Source organism: Rossellomorea sedimentorum, from assembly GCF_046237645.1.
Classification (GTDB): domain Bacteria; phylum Bacillota; class Bacilli; order Bacillales; family Bacillaceae_B; genus Rossellomorea; species Rossellomorea sedimentorum.
Genome location: NZ_CP143546.1, coordinates 3,814,129 through 3,833,755 on the forward strand (window position 1 = coordinate 3,814,129; position 19,627 = coordinate 3,833,755).

The following is a 19,627-nucleotide window of genomic DNA, read 5'->3' on the forward strand; positions in this document are numbered from 1 at the left end:
ATAGTTCACTTCACCTAATGTGTTTCAGTATTGAAACGTTTAATCTTATTCGTGAAACATATGAGGCGTTTCACTCTGGAACCACTGCTTGGAAAGTAATTAGAATACCAGTTGACAATTTATTATGTGTGCGTATTAGAATAGGAGGGTACCTGTGTGGAATTAATTGTTAAGCCGAAGATATAATGTGGAAGGAGTCCTGCAAAGTGGAATTTGATCCAACTCAGCTTGAAGTAAAAAATGTTTACAAATTGTTAAGTGGCTCTGTGGTTCCCCGCCCCATCGCCTGGGTATCAACTATTTCAGAAAAAGGAGAACTAAATTTAGCACCATTCAGTTTCTTTACAGTAGCCTCCAGAAATCCTCCGATGCTTTGTATTTCAGTAGGCCCAGGAGTTGGAGAAAGGGAAGGTACGGAAAAGGATACACTGGTCAATATCCGATCTCAGAAAGAATTTGTCATCAATGTGGTTCCAGCATCCCTGGGAAATCCCATGCAGAAAAGTGCAGAAAACCTCCCAAGCACCACCGATGAATTTGAAGAAGCCGGGCTCACACCAATCGACAGTACTGTTGTTAAACCTAAGAGAGTGAAAGAAGCCCCAATCCATATGGAATGCCAACTCGAACAAATCATCAAGCTGGGAAGCGACCACCTGATCATCGGCAGAATGGTAAAGTACCACATTGAAGAAGAGTACTACTTAGGCAATTACAAAATCAATCTGGATAAGCTGCAGCCTCTGGGCCGGTTAGCAGGAAACTACAGTGAAAACAAGGAATTTTTCCGCTTGCCGAGATAACTAGAAATATAGTTGCTAGATAAAAGATAACTGTGCCAGAAGAAAAAAAGAGAAATCAATAACCGCGCCAGAAAAACGCCAAAAAGACGAACACTTTCACTTTAAAGAGTTCGTCTTTTTCTGTCTTTATTAAATACATGTCCTGAATGTACCTAGAACTGAAAGGACTTTCCTCATATTAATTAAACGTTTGTTTAATACCTATCCCAGATACTTAGTCCCATGCGATTTAGCGCTTTAAAGCGCTAAGAGGGACAGTCCCTTTTGGTACTTTAAAGCACTAAATCACGAGAATTCCTTTCCCCCAAACTATTTATTTAAGTGAAATTAGTTAAGTTAGGGACATATTAAGTATCTGACTTTCCCTGAAAGTTTCGTAAAGTTTATAAATTTTCATTCGACAAAGTTCAGAGCATTAATGTAGTCATTCTCACAAAAAATTATAATTCTAAAATAATAACTTTAAAAAAACACTTCAGCATACTTAAAGCTACTATTTATATTCTCACTAGTTTTTATCCCCATCACACTTTGTAAATATAATAATAATCAGCTACTAGTAATCATCGTAGTATTAAACACCCTTCCACTTAAAACACAAAAATATTAATTTGTCGAAAATTTATGCTGTTATTTTTTGAAAGTTAGTATTATTATAGACATAGGCATTTAAACCTAGGTTTATTTACCTAACAACTTAATATTTTCGTAAGGGCAAATCACTAGAAATGGTGGGGCGCAAAGCTACAGGGGCTAAAGTACTATCATCAGTACAAAGCCAGCCAGCTGCAAGCGAGGATTACACCTTGAGATAATATGCCCATTATGATCATTCATAATGGGCTTTCTGTTTACATATTGATCCTTTTGCTTGTCAAGCACAAATTAAAAGGAGGTAAATATCAATGAAACTACGAATTACGATGGTTCTTATCTACGGGACGATGTTTGTTCTTTCTGCTGTTTCCGGATTCAGACTTGGTTAAAAACTATTGATCGGGAGAGATATTAATATGAAACGTTTACTGACTACTCTACAAAACCATTTTTACAAGCCATTATTCGGATGGAAACTGACTTAACGTAAAGTGAATTGAAATTCAATACAAATTTAACAAAGAGGGATGTGAATACCCATGAAGTTCAAATTGATTAGTTTTTTATTCTTTGCCACTCTTTTCGTTCTTTCATCTGTATCCGGTTTCAGATTAGGATAAGGTTTAATTTAAATTATAATAAATTCTATTTCCTTATTAATTACAAAGAGCTGGAAGAGCATATGTCCAGCTCTTTGTAGGTTCTTTTAATCACTTGGAGGGATCTTCATGTTCATTGATAGTATTGTAATTGGAATCATTATTGCCTTAATTCTCGGGGGCAGTTTTCAAGGGCTTTTATCCATATCCCTAAAACATCCCTGGATCATAGCAGCATCCTTTTTAGTTCAATTTTCGTCTATTTTCTTTCTGAGTGAACATTTATTATGGGCAGTCATTATAAGTAATATGGGTTTGCTTCTATTCTGCTTCTTCAATAGAAAGTTTCCTGGATTCAAATATATGGTCATTGGAATTCTGCTTAATGTTGCCGTCATGGTAGCAAACGGCGGCCGTATGCCGGTAGACATCGATGCTGCAAGGATTCTCTCTCCGCAGGATGTCCCAGCCCTTTTAGCCGGTACATATGGAAAGCATACCGCGCTTACTGACCAAACACACCTGAACTTTTTAGGCGATATTTTCTTTCTTCAACATCCGTATCCCCACCAGACCATCATCAGCTTGGGAGATATTGTATTTTCATTAGGCGTCATTTTGTTCTTTTATGCAGCAATGGTAAAAGGTAAGAAAAATTACAAGGAAGTGAATGGGCTTGAAACATAACTATAGATTGCTTGGTTATCAAGTGTTATGCCTGCTTACCTTTCTCATTACTTTTTCTCATTTGTACAGACCTATAAATATAGATACTTGGGTTATAGTCGTCACTTTTGCGGCAGCTGCTACTTTATTTGATCTAAAGCCTATCGTTCTTCCTTCCAGTGATACCCTGTCCCTGGTAACCCCTTTACTTTATACTGCTGGTTTAATCTATGGCACGTACACAGTTCTCCTGATTTGTAGTGCCATGTTTATTTTATTAGTAGTGATCAACCCTGAAAAATGGATTAACCACTTTTTTAATGGCATACAATTCTGCCTGTCAGCATTAGTCGGATTTTTGTTTTATTATCAATTTTATAATGTAGAAACTGCGTCTTATATTCTTAATTTACCGGCATTTATCGCCTTTTCCATTGGCTTTTATCTAACCAATGTATTGTTGCTCTCAACGTATTTGGCGTTAAGAGATGATAAACCCTTATTTTTTTATTTAAAGCTTTTCTTCGATCGAAAGGCTGTTCTCATTTTCTTTACCATGATGGCCCTGGGATTGATCATGGCCGTCGTCGTACAGTACGAAGGCATGATGGGCATGATTGTATTTTGTGCCATTATGTGGACACTCGGTGTTTCTTACCGCAGTTATTATCAGATGTTCGATCACTTCCGCGCGCTTAGTGAAGTAGATGAATTGACAAAATTATATAATCATCGATTCTTTCAAGAACAATTTGAAAAATCATTAGAAACTGAAGATAAAGTGGCCCTCCTATTATTGGATATTGACCACTTTAAGATATATAATGATACGTTTGGACACCCTCAGGGAGATAAACTGCTTTCTGAATTAGCGGCAATAGTTAAAGATACCATTCCAGAAACGGGAATAGCATGCCGGTATGGCGGAGAAGAATTTGCTATCATCCTGCCTAATATAGACACTGATAAAGCTATGAAAATTGCCGAGTCCATTAGAGAAAAAGTAGCCAGCCATGAGTTCTATGGAATTGAACATATGCCGCAAAAAAGAGTCACTGTTTCGATTGGCGTTTCTACCTCCCCGGAAATGGCTGCAAGGCGTGAACAGCTCATCATGCTGGCCGACCAAGCTCTGTATAAAACGAAATACAGCACCAGAAATAAGGTGCAGTTATACACTTCTGTCATTGATGAACTAAAAGGAAAATATCAGTTCTCTTCAAAAGACGAAGATGAGGTTCTGCAGTCCTTAAGAACGTTTCTGATGATCATTAATTCAAAGGATCGCTACACTTACGGTCATACTGAAAGAATCATGGAGTATGCTGAACTGCTAGCAAAAAAGATGGGATTGTCACCGGCTATTGTTAAAAATGTACGATATGGTGCGTTATTGCATGACATCGGCAAAGTGGAGGTTCCTACTGAAATATTGAACAAGACCTCTAAGTTAGATCAAGAGGAATGGGAAACCATCAAAATGCACGTTATCTGGGGAGAGCAGATAGTGGAACCTATCAAGGAGTTTCAGCATTGCCTTCCAATGATACGCCATCATCATGAACGTTTTGACGGGAGGGGCTATCCTGATCAATTAGCAGGACATGATATTCCTCTCGAGGCCCGCATCTTGACCATTGTAGATTGTTTTGATGCCATGACAACAAACCGCCCCTACCAGAAAGCCAGATCCGCTGCAGAAGCATTAAAGGAAATCGTCCGCTGTTCCGGCGAACAATTTGACCCTGACCTTGTCATTCCTTTTATAGAAATGATCAGTGAGTTAAAACCGGAAATTGAAGTAGAAGAGATTTTAAAAACCGAATTAGGAAAAGTTGTGTAGGTACTTAAGATGGACGGAGAGGTTCCGAATCCCGACCTACGCAGGAAGGAGGATCAGTCTACTAAAGCTGGTCCTTTTTTTTATGAATACATTTTACTTTTCCTTCCTATACAGCCTTCAGCCTAGGCTAAGTGAATAGTCTGGCAAGGTACCGCCCTCTGATGCCTCCTTTATTCTTATAAGTTCTCTGTCTCCATTTCCACATCTGCTTAAATGTAAGATTTTCGAAAGGAAGGTCATATCAGTTCGGTGTGCCGCTCACTTCATACCGTTTCAGATGAAACAGTTGCCATCCATAATGGTGCTAATAAAAATCTGTACCGCCAACACTCCGAAGTAGTAATTCATGCCTCTCTTACTGTAGGTTACAGTTACCTCAATTTTATCCCCCCTTAATTCTTATATTCAGACACTCCGCTACCTTTTTGTTCTTTATACAGAAAAATATGTACTTTTCACTTTACTGTCACAAAAAAATAGTGTAGACTAGCTTTAATAAGTTGTTCATTATAAAGAACAATAAAAACCACTATAGTGAGTGTTTGGGTATCTTTTAATGCACAACTATAAATTAACCTTACCAACCTATCCAGCCATTTCAACCTGCTTTTAACTTCATTTGCACTCACAGACGCCAGCTAAACTACTAATACCTTCAATCTATAAAAGGAAGGATCGATAATACATGAGCCAATTTGAAAGCCATGTTAAAAAAAACCTCGTGAAGCTGCATAAAAACCTCTATCTGTCGAAGAGCGACCCTCAGTATTTTGAAAAGGTTCTACGCTATAAAGATCCCCAATCCCCGGAGGCTCACTACCACCTGGCGAAAAAATGGGAAGAAGATGGTGCGTTAGTGAAGGCTTACCTCCATTATCAAAAGGCAGCTCAAGTAGAGTCTCCCTACTACTATAAGGCGAAGGCTGCCTGTAAGTCTTTAGAGGAAATGATGGAGCCGCATCATCAAGAACTTGACGCCCCTTCTGCAATGAAAGTACCTTTTTACCTTAAAACCATTATTGCCTCTCTTATTCTAGTGAACGTTTTTATACTGGGAATGCTGTTTTGGAAAGGAGACAACCTTAGGATGGCGGTTGCCCAGTTAAAAGATTGGGATACCGGCATGGAGGTTGTCTACGAAACCGAAGACATTCCCTATATATTTTATTTCCCAGTTGACACCCCGCTTCAAGAAGTGGAGAACTCTTTATACTCTAAAGCCATAAGCATGGGAAAAGAACTTTCCAATAAGAATTTGCTTTTATACGGCGTCAGGTCGGCAGATTCCACCCTTTCACAAGAAGTTCTGCCACTGAAGAGTGACCGGGTAAAGGAGCAGGCATTTGTCGTTGCCGAATATAATTCAACGCTGGATGAACCTGTTAGAATACGATTTTTGAACAATCTAAATGAGCCGGAAGACCCTTACTCTTATACCTATATCAGCACGAATCTCCTCAGGACAGCCCTGAAAGCTTATATTGATGAAAAGGGAGCACCCCCGGCAGACCTTGAAAGCTTGGTAAACGATTATCCTGACAACTATTTAAGCTTTATTCCAAAAGAGCTATTTCTGGGTTCAAACCAAGTCGCACCAACACTTTCCGGGAACGGGGGATGGATCTATCACAAAGATGCCCAGAATATTGCCGAAATGGTATACCCGAATATTATGGATAGCTCCTCCAAGGAAGCTATCCATATTCCGTTTAACCCGGTGGAAGTGGTGATTGACAAGAGTGCCTTTACCTTAATGGTGAAAAACTCTCCCTATATTATGAGTACAGCGCCAGTCGGGCTTGGGAAAAACAATTCTACTCCTGCAGAGACGTTTTCTATCGAAAGTCGTGTATTGGACCCGCAGGGAATGCGATCAAATATGTTCGGGGAAGCAGGACTGGGAATGGGTGATTACGCCATACATGGGACAATCGAGGAAGGTTCCATCGGCAAAGAACAATCACTCGGCTGTATCAGGCTGTTGAATGAAGATGTACAAGAGATCTTTGATTTTGTACCTAAGGGGGCAGCTGTTACTATCATGGATACCCCTTCAGCTATGGCAGGACTTACCACTATCAAAAACTTGGAGTTCATTTCACCGGAGGAAGAGCCTGAAATCATTCAAACGACAGATGAGATTTTTGGGTGGGCGGGATAACGAATATGGAGGTAGAGGAGCCTCACTGAGAATTTTCATAGCAATTATCCACAAGGTCAACACTTACAAAGTAAAGAGCTCTTTACTAAATCCTTCATTGCATATAAACAGGTATACAATGAGTATGATGAAGTGTATCCCACCTGAATTTCAGACTATGTATACAACTAAAATGATTAGAGGTCTATATAAGACTCCCAAGGATAAAAATTATTATATATAAAAATCTTCATCTTCCTAGACCTTTGAGGTAAATAGAGAAGTTAAATTAGGAAGCAGGACCTTTCCCTTGTTATCTTGGGGAAAGGTCCTGCTTGTGAAATCATTTTAGATCCGAATCCGAGGTGTTAATAAGATCGACTTACAACTGAAAAATCATCACTTTTGTTCCCTACAATACTTTTCTCTTGTCTTTCTTTTTTAACAAGATGTTTTTCCACTACTTCAGATTGATGTTTCTTTTGTGACTTAGGGAAAACACCTATATTAGCTTGTAACTGTTCAATAATACTACTGATGACAGCCTGTATAGAAAAGATTAGAATTATATACAAAAGCAGTACAGGAATAATAAACCAGTATCTTCCTGTCATAATCGCCATCCTCATCCCCTCAAACAAGTAAGTCCATTCGTTTAAAAGGGATTGTGATACTCCATACCCTCCCATACTAATGGTCCCTCCCAAGAAAAGAGAAAAAACAGCAAGGTGCATAAATACTTGTAATACAAGAATCATCTGCTGTCCAAATAAGAAAAACAATTTAGGAAGTAAATGTGGAGTTATATGTTTGAGGAAAATACGAGTTTTACTACCTCCCAACATTATGGCTGCCTGGTTAAAATCTTTCTTTAAAACCAAGTCAGCCTCATTCCCCAGAGTATTGACCATAATTGGAACAACAAAGATAACCAAGATTCCAATTTCTAATAATGTGTTTTCAAGTATTAACGATTCAGCTATTGCTTTATCCCTTTCTAAAAAGAAGACTGGTTGAACTAATAGTACATATGCAATTAACGTCAGAGGGATAAATTGCATTCCATCTGCTATTTTGTTAATAACAAATTTTGATTTTCGCCCTAACCAAAATATATAAGGTATGGTTAAAAAATATCCTATTACTATACGCAACAAGGCAATCAATGCTGAAATTAATATGGTATATTTTGCTCCTGTCATTAAAATATCAAAGATAGAGTAGCCATAGGTATCGGTTCCCAGCAACACTTCTCCAGGAGGATGTGGAGGAGAGTGATATTCTCCAGAGTCATCCTTATAAACACCGATTCGCTCAATTGGTACATCTTTTATATAAGGGTAGGACACACTTATGACCACAAAACCCACTAAATAGATAAACCCGAATAAAAACTTAGGTCTTTTTATCAAATGAAGGGTAGCCGAAGTAAATTGTTTAGTAAAAAAAACTAACTTACTCAAAACATTTTTCATCTGTAATGCGCTAGAATCCCAAGATAGAAAACTTACTCTTCGAAACAATAATTCATTTTCACTGAACTCTAATTCTTTTTCTTCTATTTTGAAGAGTACTTGAAGCAGATTGTAGATCAGAAAAAACGGCACAAAGAGTAATGCAAGTGCAACAGCGATTATAAATGGCCGCGTGTCAAAGAATACTAACCTTACAATCCCATAAAAATTATGCAGATACTCCACTACCAACAAGCTGGAAATAGTTGCCCATACAATAGGTTTTGATTGAATGATCATATTCTTTTTTATATTCCGAATGCAATGGTGTAATAGAATATGAAACTTATCCATCCCTTTGCTTTTTGCTAACTGAACATATTCTTTATTCCACTCTTCCTCAAGCAAAAGCAAAATCACTTTAAAAAAGAGGATGGTAGGTAAAATACTTAATGAAATGATAGGAGATAAATAAATTCTCTCTTCTCCTAAATACACAAATTCAAATAATATAATCCCATACACCTTATAAAACCAGACAACGAATAGTTGCAATGCGAAGATAAATATCAAATCGGGTAATGCTTCTAAACTATTTAACAATCGAAAAACAATCTTTTTCCGTGAAAAGAAAAAGATCGATAGAGCAAAAGCGAAGCCCAGAACAAAGGCGATTAAAAGCGAAGATAAGAGAATAGTTAACGAATATATATAGTTATCAACTATGTAAGAAATTAGAGGGCTTTCTATAATCTTATGATTTACGTGCTTTTCAAAGTACCAGTCTGACGGGGAAAAGATTGTTTTAGTAACAGACCATACCTCTTGGATATACAACAACAAATTTAGGTTCCATCCATTTTTAAAAAACGTGGGGATACAGCTTATCAAAACAATTCCAACCAACCCTAACAACGTACTTAGTGCAATTTTTAATACTTTCATAAACCCTTCCCCTCCTCTGCCCATACAACGTAGATAACTCTTTCCCGGCAGCTCAATGGGATGAGGTATACCAGAAAAAGATTTACTGTTTTAATAACCTGAAAAATTATGCTAAGGTCTAGCTTAACGTTTAATAATAATAGTTTGAACCATTTCAAGATTATTGCAGAAAGTAATTCCACTTATATATAGTAATCTGCCTATATTAAATTCCATTTCACGTCGGCGATTATACAGTAGGAAATAAACTTGGTATTGAATTAGTTGGGGAACCTCCATAGTAGTGCCAAAATGATTTATCCCCTTCTATTAAAAACAATTTTTCATTTAAAGGAACCTTTTAATCAGGTGTGACTACTTATTATAGTTATACACCAATCTAAAAATATGTGATTATCATGAAGATAAAACTAATGACGGTAAATAGAACAGATCCATAAAAAACTCCTCCGACATTTGCTTTTAATTCATTGTCTTCTTGGATTTTCCACCTTGACTCACTTGCATCCAGCGTGGCACCTTTCGATAAAGCCCCGCCACTACTGCTAAAAAAGAAAAGTACAACGGTTAAGCCAAGACCAATAAAGAAGCCCCATTCACTATATGAGTAAGAAAAGATTATACTCGTAACCCAAATAACTAAAGCTATTACGACTGCAGACAATAAGGACGTTACAATTACTTTTTTCAAGTTAAGCCCTCCTCAATTCTTATTTAAGCAAGATTTAAGCGGATTTCATACTTTGCTTATCCACTAGCTTGTAAATTGAATCTTCGTTGAATAACACAGACTTTCCTATGACTTTTAAATTCCTATCAATTAATATTCCATGAGGGAATGTGTTAATATTGTAACCCTTATCAATTGCTTTAGACGAAATGACAGGAATGTTTTTTTCTTGAAGTTGATTTACATAAGGGTGTGTGGAAAGGTCAAAATTTTTACTGTTTCCTTTAGTTGAAATCACCCCTATAATCTCTGTGTTGATAAACTTTTCAGCTGTAGTGAAATCCTCTAGTAATTTCTCACATGCGCTACAGCCTGGCGCTAAAAACATTAATAACTTTTGGCTTTTTGATTCATCCCATTTTGTTAATGAAAACATCTCATTACTTCCAATATATTTAGTTTCAATTAAAGGAGCATTGGAATATAATTTCGGTCCAATATCCATAGGATTTTGGTTTTGAGTACCAGCCATCCCGCTTTCTGCAAGTTGAATATATCTACCTATCAACTTTAATAACCTATATAGTAGAACCATTAAAAATACTAGTACAATCCATTGTACCGAATATGCTATAATCATCACTGTGCTCATTTCGTCACCTCATCAGTACTACTGAAATTTTTATATATAAAACGACTCTTTCTAAATATCTGAACTAATAACACTACCAGAATAAAAGTGAATAGAGTTGCAAAGACTTCCAGGGTGACAATTTCACCTACATTCATTCCAATGAAGAAGCCATCTATGCTCATCAAATAACTTTCCGTAAATAGGATAATCCCTGCAATTAGGATGAAAATAATATTTCTAAACACTAGTGAACTTGATATTACCTTTTCTCCAAGAACTCCCCCGCAGCCACAGGAAATATTGTTTCTCCCTCTAATTAGATTAATAGAAATAAATAACGTATAAGTGACTAAGAGCAAACCTAACAAGAATGTTGTTACCTTCAGGAAAATTCCTACTAAAAGAAACGTACTTAACACTAATTCCAAAAAGATCCCAATAACTCCAGAGAGCTTAATAAAGGATGGAGGAATAATCTTATAATCCTTCAATGTTTCTAAGTGAGTGTTGAAATCCTTCATTTTATCAAGACCACTGCTAAAAAAAATTGTAAAAAGTAAAAGTCTTCCTATTAATACTAAATAGTCCATATTATCCTCCTACTCCTCATACCATTTAGACTGCATTTTGTACATTTTCGAGTATTCACCTTCTTGTTTCATCAGTTCTAAATGAGTACCAACTTCTATTATTTCTCCATCCTGCATGACAACAATCTTGTCAGCCATACGTGCGGAAGCCATCCGGTGAGAAATAAATAATGTTGTTCTTTCCTTTGAGATCTCCTTGAACTTTTCAAAAACCTCTAATTCAGACTTAGGGTCCAAAGCCGATGTAGGTTCATCAAGTATAAAAATCTGACCACCTTTAAATAAAGCTCGTGTAAGTGCTACTTTTTGCCATTGGCCCAGTGAAAGATCTTCCCCCTCCTGTAAGACTTTGCCTAATTGTGTATCATATCCATTCTTTAAATCTTCAGCAAGATGATGAATTCCAGTTTCTTCTGAAGCTTCCTGGATCTTAGGAGAGTTCGATAATTCTTGTATGTTTCCACATGCAATATTCTCTCTTAAAGACAAGTTATATTTTACAAAGTCTTGAAAAACAACAGTTATATTTTCATGAAGTGAAGCTTCTGTTAAGCTGTTTATTGAAATATCATCAAAGAAAATTTCCCCTTGATTAATAGGATAAATTCCCATTAAACATTTTATAAGAGTAGATTTACCAGATCCGTTGTTTCCTACTATTGCAACTTTCTCTCCCTGCTTTATCTCAAGATCTATGCCTTTTAGCACATCTCTATTACTCCCAGGATATGAAAACTCTATTCCTCTTAATGTTATTCCTTTTTTTAAAGGAGCTGGAAAAGGGGTCTCTCCCAAAAAGTAATTCGCGTGAAGAGTTTTGTCTTCATATTCTAAAAACTTATATAAATCAGATATATATAAGCTTTCACTGTACACACTAGCCAACCCATTTGATATACTTCGCATCTCACTCTTAGTTCGCTGTATCGAATTAGTTACCGCTATAAAAGCCCCGATGGTTATCTTCTTCTGGATTATCAATAGTATTAATAAAGCGAGCTTTAAAACATATAAAAATTCAACTAATATATTTAATGCGATATTCACATTTTCTTTCCGCTTAATTAAAGAAAAGGCCTCATCGTTATTTTTTTTAAATAAGATTGACCATTCATTCATAATGTACTTTTTAAAATTAAATAATCGAATTTCTTTAATAGAGTTTCTATCATTTAATAAAGCAGCTAAGTAGCTCGCTTTTCTAGCAAAAGGCGTTTGAGTTATTAATAAATGAAATTGTTTATTTCCATATCGAGATTGGAAATAAACTATTGGAATTCCCGCAGCAATACTAAGAATAACCAATCCAATATGAACATTTAATAGATATGTAATTAAAGAAAAAATCGTAATTAAGGACGAAAAGATGCTGAATAAATTATTTATTGGAAGTAAAAATTTTCTCCCCAGGTCACCCTGTATCCGATCATGATGATGAAAAAACTCAGGATTCTCAAAATAAATTAAGGGTGCAGTACTGGATTTTTCTGATACCATTTTTATTAATTCGTAACTTAGCTTCATCTCCATTCTCTTGTTTACTATATTAATGAGATTGGTAGAACTTATTGTAAGGACAAATATAATAAATTGGAAAAGTATAAACACCGCTAGCTCTTTACGAAATGTACCGGTTTCAGATAATTCCACAACCTGGTTCACAATATTTTCGGTTAACCACACACTCGTTATTGGAATTAACCCTGTAATGACCCTAATTACAACAGTGTTTATAAACCATGATTTATCCACACTAATGGCTAATCTGATTCCCTTAAGTAAGTATGAATTCTTTATTTTCACAAAAAGCATTCCTTTATAAAAAGTAGGAGAGAAAAGTATCTCCCCTACTTTTTAATTAATTATTAGTAGCAACAATTATTTCCGCAGTAGCAGCACATATACCAACCAGTTTCTGGATCCTTACAAGAGAAGTAACCTTGTGGGCAGTCCGGATCAGCACACCAAGCCTCAGGTTTTGCACCACCCGAAACTAACTTAGTTAATTTTTCCAACATATTATCTCACCTCATTTGCACTTAATTTGTACTACATTGATTATTGTATAACCTGATTAAATCCTTATCAAAACGCCAATTTAACCAAATAGGGGATTCCATTCGATTCCCAGTGTTTCTGTTAAATAATTCCTGACAAATTTAAAAATGTATATAATTATAGTTATTTTTTGAGCGGCGACTATTAGAAGGGGGAACTTTAGTTAAATCAGATATGTACTGAATAAGTCAATGGAGATATAACAACGGAAATTGGTTAAATTCCATTTTTATATCCGGTTTCTTTTTTTGAAGTCAACTTTTAATGATTATCATAGTAATACCTACTAGTTAATTAATGGGCAGTTTTCGCTTATATTTAAAATCCCAAATAAGGTAGAGGTTTTCAAATCTTAACTTAGATTAATGTGAATAGTTTATTGAGTCTAATTCAATAGGTCGTCAAGATATCGCATTTTGGGCCCTTACACTAATCTTTATCTGTGATTTCCCCAAAAAAAATAGAGGGTTTCTTTAAAGAAACCCTCTATTTTTCATCAAATATTCTTTTCTACTAACTATATCTAAATAAAATATGTAAAAATTGCAATTAATCTAGTGAGCAGCTCCTGGATCTTCCTCCTCAGAATAATTAATAATAATAGAATTTGATTCCGTCATACTTACGTATTCTTTGGTGTTGCTATTTTCTATCTCTCCCCTAAACCCATACAAAGTTAAACTAAGACATGATAGAATTACTATAGTTAGTTTTTTAATTTTATGCATACTACACCCCTCCCAAATTTATTATATCTTACTTTAACCAACCCTTAAATTATTGTAAGAAGTGTTCTATAGCGGTAATTGATCAATTTTAAAAAGATATGAAACACTAACTTCAAAACTTATAACAATAATTATATTTGGAGATTTTTTTATGGAGAATTTCACAGAACTTATTGGAAAGAACTTAAAATCTATTCGTCAGCTTCAGAAAATGACTCAACAAGAAGTATCTGATCAAATATGTACTCAGGCTATGCTAAGTAAGATAGAAAATGGGCAATGTTCACCCACTATCGAAATGGTGTACTTACTTTGCAGAAGGTTAAATATTGAGGTTTCTACTTTGGTGAGACAGTCACTTAGTGAAAGGTCAGATTATATTGATGAGGTATTGTTTCAATTGAAAAAGGCGGCGATGGAAAGAAATTATGAGGAAATTAAGCAAATTATAACGGTGGAGAGTAAAACAGCCCTAGCTAAATTACCCTCCTACCAAAAAATTTTAATATGGTATGAAGCAATTTATCTCTTCTATATAAATAAGGATTACGAAAATTGTTTTGAGAAAATTGATGCTGCTTTATCTGTAGATAATTTTGTTAATAAGCTCAGTATTATAGATATAGAAATATTAATTACTAAAGCTAACTTTTATACTGATTTAGAAAGATACAACGAAGCAATCAACTTATATAAAGAAATTGAAACCCATATTAAATCAATACCAGAAAATATTAACTTAAATATCATAATCAAGATATATTATAATTTCAGCAGGGTCTATAGATTGAAACAGAATTTGCAAGATTCGGTCGATTACTGCTTAAAGGGAATAAATAAATGCCTTAACAGTCAATCTATGTACCTTTTGGGGGATTTGTATTTTCAATTAGGGAAAAACCAACATGACTTAAATAAGTTTGAGGCAAGTATTGATTCTTTTGAATATGCACTGACCATATACAAAATAAAGGAAAATCAACGAATGATTGACATTACTAAAAAGAATCTCGAGAGATTAAAACCTGATTAATTCTTGAACTAAGGATGATGGTGAGGAGACCTTTTCTCCCAGTCCAGATTGCCTGCTCTCGTAAAGAAGAACGTTCTTTTTTCGTACCGCAAAATAAAGCAAAGTCTTCTCTGCCCATTTGCGGAACCCCCATTATGGGGCCAGAGGGATGGGTGACAGGTTCATTGTCCCCGTGTCACTTAACGACAGATGAGGTTTTTGGGTGGGCGGGATAACGCATATGGAGGTAAAGGATCCTCACTGAGAATTTTCATAGACGCTCTCTATTTGAAGTGTAGGTGGACACGCTGCCCTTTTTAAAATGCACAACGAAAAAGAGCCCTTTCTAGCCAGAAGAGCTCTTCCCCTATAATAGTGCCGTTACCTTTAAATCCGCATATACCTCTCAAAACTCTCACCTACATCAAGTAATTCCTTTTGGTATACATGAGGATGCACCTGGCTTCTGAATATAGTATCCAGAACGTCAGCAGTTTCCGATGCAATATTTATTCTATCGGAATGTATCTTGGTCAACCATTTCTCAAGCTCATCGTTTTTATTATCAATGTACCTTCGCTTTTCCTTATTCTTTGTCTCTAAAGAAGGTAAAAGATGATGAAAAACCTTATGATTACGGAGCTGGTGTTTTACCCTGTTAAAGTTTTCATTTCTCATATGTTGTTTTTCTGGTAATGCGGATTGCACTTTCTTGATTAAGGCTGTAAGTGCTGCCATTACAGTTCTTCGTTCTTTCTGCGTATATGTTCTTTTGAGGAGATTCGATATTCTGTTTCCATTATAAGCTCCAGCCAAACCAAGGCACATCGGCATAACGACCAGGCCGGCTGGACCAAAAAGAGGGCCAATCAATACTCCAGCTCCTTTACCAGCGATACCGGCAGCTGTTCTTGAAAGGGTTTCGTTTGCTATATTCAGACCCGCCAAACGAAGGTCTAATCCATCCGACAGAATTTTATATCCATTCGTCAGGCTCGATACAGCGATTGTAATCACCGGAATATCCAATTGACTTAGTTCGCCGGCATGTTGTAACGAAGAGCGGGTGATATTCTCCACGGTAATATTAGAAACTTCTGTCCCATAAACTAACGGGTGATTCTCAAAGCTGGTCATTAATTCTTTGTTTACTAACACAGGAGTATCAGGGTATGTACGCAAATGCTCATAGACACCGCCAGGAGAATCAAGGCATTTCACTTGAAAAGGCTGCCCATCTACAATCAAGTCATACCCTGCCTGGTTGGACGTATCGGGAAAAGATACATCATGGCCTTTCCCTTGCAGTTCCAAAGCCACGAGCTGTTCTGCAGTGTAACCTTTAAGTCTGGTCAGCTCGCCGGTATTGTGAAAATCAAAGTTCTCCGCAAATAGCTGGAAGGTGAAAAAGTTACCCAAGTCTTCGCTTTTTGCAAAATCAACTGCTTCGATAACTGCAGGGTTTATCATTAGATAATCATATAGGATATCTATGAAGGAAATACCCGTAATGGAGGCAGAGGCCGCAGCCGGACTCCTGAATAAATTGTCAATCACACCCTCGCCGCCAAGGTTTTGTTTAAATAAAGTAACTTTAACTGCCTCTTTATAATCCCCGCTATCCCACAGGTTTTCAAACTTCTCCCACTGCTGTTCATCCATTTACCAGTTCACCCCATTGAGGCTGCAAACTCTGGTCAGATGCAAGCATAATCTGCATTAACACTACAGGGGCAATGGCTTTTTTCATCTTGCCATTTTGCCATTTTAGTAATCCACTTCCCCCCAGTAACAGAGCAGGAACAATAAAGAGCGGGTTAGCAATAACTGCTACAGCGGAAGTCAGAGTGACATACACTGCAAATGGCAGGGTAATTCCCACCAATCCAAATATTCCAGCAACCACGGTCGTTAGTGTTGTATAGAAAGCAAAGCCAGCTACTTGTACGATTGCTGCAAACACCACAGCCGTTCCGTTTGTGGCAAGGAGCTTCTGCAGCGTAGTACTAGTAATGTTATTGATTCCAAGCTTTTCGGCAATATGCCTTTGCTGTTCTTCGGGAAGATCTTTCAAAAAATCCTCAAGTGAGTCCCCGATCTCCCGCATTTGCTGATCATTGATTTTTTTATCACTTATCGAATCTATAAGACTATGCATCTGAAACCTTATAATAATTTCAAGTTTGTTCCCGTTGTATTCATTGTTATCGTACACCTTAAACTTCTTGTTGGTTTGTTTCATATGTGTGTACATGTTGTCGATTATACGGTCACATTGGTCAGCTACATCTTTTTTCGTGACAAAATTTCTTTGAGGGACATTATAAAGAGAACTAAGTTCCATCAATAAATCCCTTCTTACTCTCCCAGTCGGCACATACTTATATTTTTTAGCTTCCCTGTTGACCATTTCCATAATTTCTGATTTACCCTTGTAATTGATTTTTTCTTTTGCAAAAGGGAGCAGCATCTTCAAAACGTTCGCATCATGTAACAGAGCATAATTGAATTTCAATGCCTCTTTTTCCATAACCAATAGTGATTCTGCCATGGTCATACTGTTCATCCTGGTTAACTCCTTTCTTCCTATTAGTCTTCTAGAATAGTATTATCCTCTTACATATTGACTTTTATCCATTCAATAACATTATTCTGTGTCAGCCTTCCCTTCCCATTCTTAGTCCTGCTGATTCTGTACAAGTGGATAATGTGATTCTGTTTTTGAAAGTAGATTCTCCCTGCTGCATCTGAGCCGAATGGGAATTCGAGTATTGTATTAGTCTTTGTTTTTATGGGTTTAGGCCTTACATTCGTCATTGTAAGTTCAAAGTTATAATTCAATTGCACAATGGCAGCTTCTATTTTAAGTCTGTCAGAAGGAGTAACCCGGAAGAAATCGCTGTAAAACTCAGGATAGAATTTACACCCTTTATATAAGACTTTAAAGCGGGGTTCGAACTCTCTTTCCATGATTTCTCGTTCTTCAATGGAAAGTTCCTGTGCCTCTCCATTTTCAGCCCGGGTCATCGCAACCTCATTTTGCTTATCAATTATCTCTCTTTGAAGACTTTCAATTTGTTCTTCATAGGCAGCCATTTCGTTTATGGCTGTTTCCTGGGAAGCAGCCAACTGATCTTCAATAACCTTCACTTCTTTCATAGCTAGTGAATATTTCTTTTCATACTCCCCTTCGAGGTATTGTAGTCTGCTCACTTCCTGTTCAAGTTTATTCATCTGCTCGGTTGATTTTTTTAATGACTTTTCATTTGTTTCAAGGGAAGTCTTTAAGTTTTTCTTCTCTTCTTCACTCTTGGAAAGAGCCATATTGACACTGTGCAGCTCTTTGCTTATCTTGCTTAACTCGGTCACCTTTTGTATTAATTGCTTTTCTAATTCCTTAAACTCTCTTTGGTATTCTTCTATTTCCTTTTCCAGGCCATTTTGTTCTTTAATTTTCTGATTATATATTCCCTGTAAGTCTCTCAATGACTTTTTAAGCTCTTCTACTTGGGCCTTGGATTCCGCTTTTTTAATCTGTTCCTGAAGGTGGGTTTCTTTTTGCTTGAGTTCGTGAATCTGACTTTCAAGCTGAGTTGTTTTTTCCCGATTCTCTTTCAAGATTTTTTGCAGCTTATCATACTTTGATTTAATTTTATTACGATCATTTTCAATGGAGAGTTTATCTTGTAAGAGCTGTTTTGTTTTATTTTCCTCTTTTTTAATTTTCTCTTCCAAATCAAAATATTTCTTCTGGCTCCCGATCAATTCATCAAGCTTCATATTTAGCTCTTTCCGCAATTGACCAAGCTGCTGAGAATCCGCTTCACGTTTCACCTTATTAATTTGCTCTTTCAAGCGCTCAGCTTCCTGGTGTTTACCCTCAATCTGCTTTAACAGCTCATCTCTATCAATCAAGTACTGCTTTAAGTTCTGCTGTTTCTCTTTTAAGACATTTATCATTTTGGTTAGATCAGAATCTATCCTATTCAGTAGGTTAGAGAGAATATACTGTCCTGCTTTAAGTGTCCCTTTCATAATTGGAACCAGGTCGTTTTTAACATCTTCGATAAAGTTTTTCATTATGCCCCCACAGTTATAATATTTTCGTACTGGTCTTTATTTCGGTGAAAACCTTCCTCCTGATACCTCTCTATACCTTGGTGAATTGAACCTGCTCCAGGTCTCACTCTTTTTCACTTTTACATTTAACAGCCCGCACCGGTCTTTACTAAAATACAAACAGTTAACGCACTGTTTGTAACGCGAAGGCGACCTCTGAGATACACCCATGTCTCTTTTGCTTTTAGGGCTGCTATATATAATAGAAGGTGGTTTTCCAGAGAAACTGCTGCTTTCGACTTTAAGGTTTTCGAGCAGGCGCTTAGAAAATGCAAAGTGACCACTAATTGCATAATAAGCATTGACACTTTCGGAGAATTTCAGTAGAAATACTTCTCCTTTCTGGATAAGGTCCTTCTTCGGAATTTTCTTTTCGTAATAGAGGTTGAAACTCAAGAAGCCTGGAGCTTCTAATTGTAGATTCCCTTTCTGAACACCTTCTGCCAAAGGTTTCAGGTTACGGTAGGTATTTTCATGGATAGCAATGTGAAGTGCCAGCCTCTTTCCTCCCTTTTTGCTCTTTCTCCTGCAGTGAAACTTAAAGGGGCCGGCTCCCACCTTTAATTCTTCCAATGACAATCCGCTTATACGAAAATAAAAGGTTACGAATTCAGCAGTAGCATTTTTCAGGCCTGTTTGCACTTTAAACTTTTGAGTTTCTCCGTTCATTTGATCACCTGTCCAATATATTTTCCAAGGAACAAAAGCGACTCTGCCAATACTTCAGAATAATGAAAAAACTACCCTCACAGGTAGTTGCCATTTCTAA

At 36.6% G+C, this 19,627-nt stretch carries 15 protein-coding genes and 1 riboswitch; of the genes, 5 read left to right on the plus strand and 10 right to left on the minus strand.

The annotated features are described in order from the left end of the window. Positions 1–206 precede the first annotated feature (206 nt). The 4 genes from V1502_RS18665 to V1502_RS18680 all read left to right on the plus strand — a co-directional run bounded on the left by V1502_RS18665 (position 207) and on the right by V1502_RS18680 (position 6,669). Positions 207–803 carry a flavin reductase family protein gene (locus V1502_RS18665; protein WP_409252092.1) on the plus strand — a complete coding sequence of 199 codons (597 nt, stop codon included), beginning with the start codon at positions 207–209 and terminating at the stop codon, positions 801–803. A 703-nt stretch (positions 804–1,506) separates the two neighbouring features. Further along, positions 1,507–1,597: riboswitch (cyclic di-GMP riboswitch) on the plus strand. Between the two features lie 531 nt (positions 1,598–2,128). Further along, positions 2,129–2,686: a DUF5317 domain-containing protein gene (locus V1502_RS18670; protein WP_409252093.1), complete on the plus strand. Its 558-nt coding sequence runs from the start codon at positions 2,129–2,131 to the stop codon at positions 2,684–2,686. Beyond that, positions 2,676–4,508, plus strand: coding sequence for a diguanylate cyclase (locus V1502_RS18675; protein ID WP_409252094.1), 1,833 nt, complete (start codon positions 2,676–2,678; stop codon positions 4,506–4,508). The genes V1502_RS18670 and V1502_RS18675 overlap by 11 nt, the downstream gene beginning before the upstream one ends. A gap of 685 nt (positions 4,509–5,193) precedes the next feature. Next, complete coding sequence (locus V1502_RS18680) at positions 5,194–6,669, plus strand: L,D-transpeptidase (RefSeq protein WP_409252095.1); 1,476 nt, start codon at positions 5,194–5,196, stop codon at positions 6,667–6,669. A gap of 347 nt (positions 6,670–7,016) precedes the next feature. Here V1502_RS18680 and V1502_RS18685 read toward each other — a convergent pair whose 3' ends face one another. The 6 genes from V1502_RS18685 to V1502_RS18710 form a co-directional block, all read right to left on the minus strand. Further along, positions 7,017–9,047: a hypothetical protein gene (locus V1502_RS18685; protein WP_409252096.1), complete on the minus strand. Its 2,031-nt coding sequence runs from the start codon at positions 9,045–9,047 to the stop codon at positions 7,017–7,019. A 379-nt stretch (positions 9,048–9,426) separates the two neighbouring features. After that, the gene (locus V1502_RS18690; protein ID WP_409252097.1) at positions 9,427–9,738 is read right to left on the minus strand and encodes a hypothetical protein; all 312 of its coding nucleotides are present in this window, start codon (positions 9,736–9,738) and stop codon (positions 9,427–9,429) included. 34 nt (positions 9,739–9,772) lie between these two features. Continuing rightward, positions 9,773–10,369 carry a hypothetical protein gene (locus tag V1502_RS18695; protein WP_409252098.1) on the minus strand — a complete coding sequence of 199 codons (597 nt, stop codon included), beginning with the start codon at positions 10,367–10,369 and terminating at the stop codon, positions 9,773–9,775. Continuing rightward, positions 10,366–10,941, minus strand: coding sequence for a DoxX family protein (locus V1502_RS18700; RefSeq protein WP_409252099.1), 576 nt, complete (start codon positions 10,939–10,941; stop codon positions 10,366–10,368). Before V1502_RS18700 ends, V1502_RS18695 begins: the two co-directional genes overlap by 4 nt. A gap of 9 nt (positions 10,942–10,950) precedes the next feature. Beyond that, on the minus strand, positions 10,951–12,744 hold the full coding sequence (locus V1502_RS18705) for an ABC transporter ATP-binding protein (protein ID WP_409252100.1): 1,794 nt from the start codon (positions 12,742–12,744) through the stop codon (positions 10,951–10,953). A gap of 809 nt (positions 12,745–13,553) precedes the next feature. Then, positions 13,554–13,727 (minus strand): hypothetical protein, encoded by a 174-nt coding sequence (locus tag V1502_RS18710; RefSeq protein ID WP_409252101.1) that lies wholly within the window; start codon positions 13,725–13,727, stop codon positions 13,554–13,556. Positions 13,728–13,878: 151 nt separating this feature from the next. Between V1502_RS18710 and V1502_RS18715 the strand changes: the two genes are divergently transcribed. Further along, positions 13,879–14,760 (plus strand): helix-turn-helix domain-containing protein, encoded by an 882-nt coding sequence (locus V1502_RS18715; protein WP_409252102.1) that lies wholly within the window; start codon positions 13,879–13,881, stop codon positions 14,758–14,760. A gap of 366 nt (positions 14,761–15,126) precedes the next feature. Here the strand turns inward: V1502_RS18715 and V1502_RS18720 are convergent, their stop codons facing one another. Genes V1502_RS18720 through V1502_RS18735 form a run of 4 tightly spaced genes read right to left on the minus strand, consistent with a single transcriptional unit; the run spans position 15,127 to position 19,527 of the window. Beyond that, positions 15,127–16,401: a hypothetical protein gene (locus V1502_RS18720; RefSeq protein WP_409252103.1), complete on the minus strand. Its 1,275-nt coding sequence runs from the start codon at positions 16,399–16,401 to the stop codon at positions 15,127–15,129. After that, positions 16,394–17,305, minus strand: coding sequence for a hypothetical protein (locus tag V1502_RS18725; protein WP_409252104.1), 912 nt, complete (start codon positions 17,303–17,305; stop codon positions 16,394–16,396). Before V1502_RS18725 ends, V1502_RS18720 begins: the two co-directional genes overlap by 8 nt. A gap of 50 nt (positions 17,306–17,355) precedes the next feature. Continuing rightward, positions 17,356–18,819 (minus strand): hypothetical protein, encoded by a 1,464-nt coding sequence (locus tag V1502_RS18730; protein WP_409252105.1) that lies wholly within the window; start codon positions 18,817–18,819, stop codon positions 17,356–17,358. Between the two features lie 36 nt (positions 18,820–18,855). Next, positions 18,856–19,527: a hypothetical protein gene (locus tag V1502_RS18735; RefSeq protein ID WP_409252106.1), complete on the minus strand. Its 672-nt coding sequence runs from the start codon at positions 19,525–19,527 to the stop codon at positions 18,856–18,858. Between the last annotated feature and the right edge of the window lie 100 nt (positions 19,528–19,627).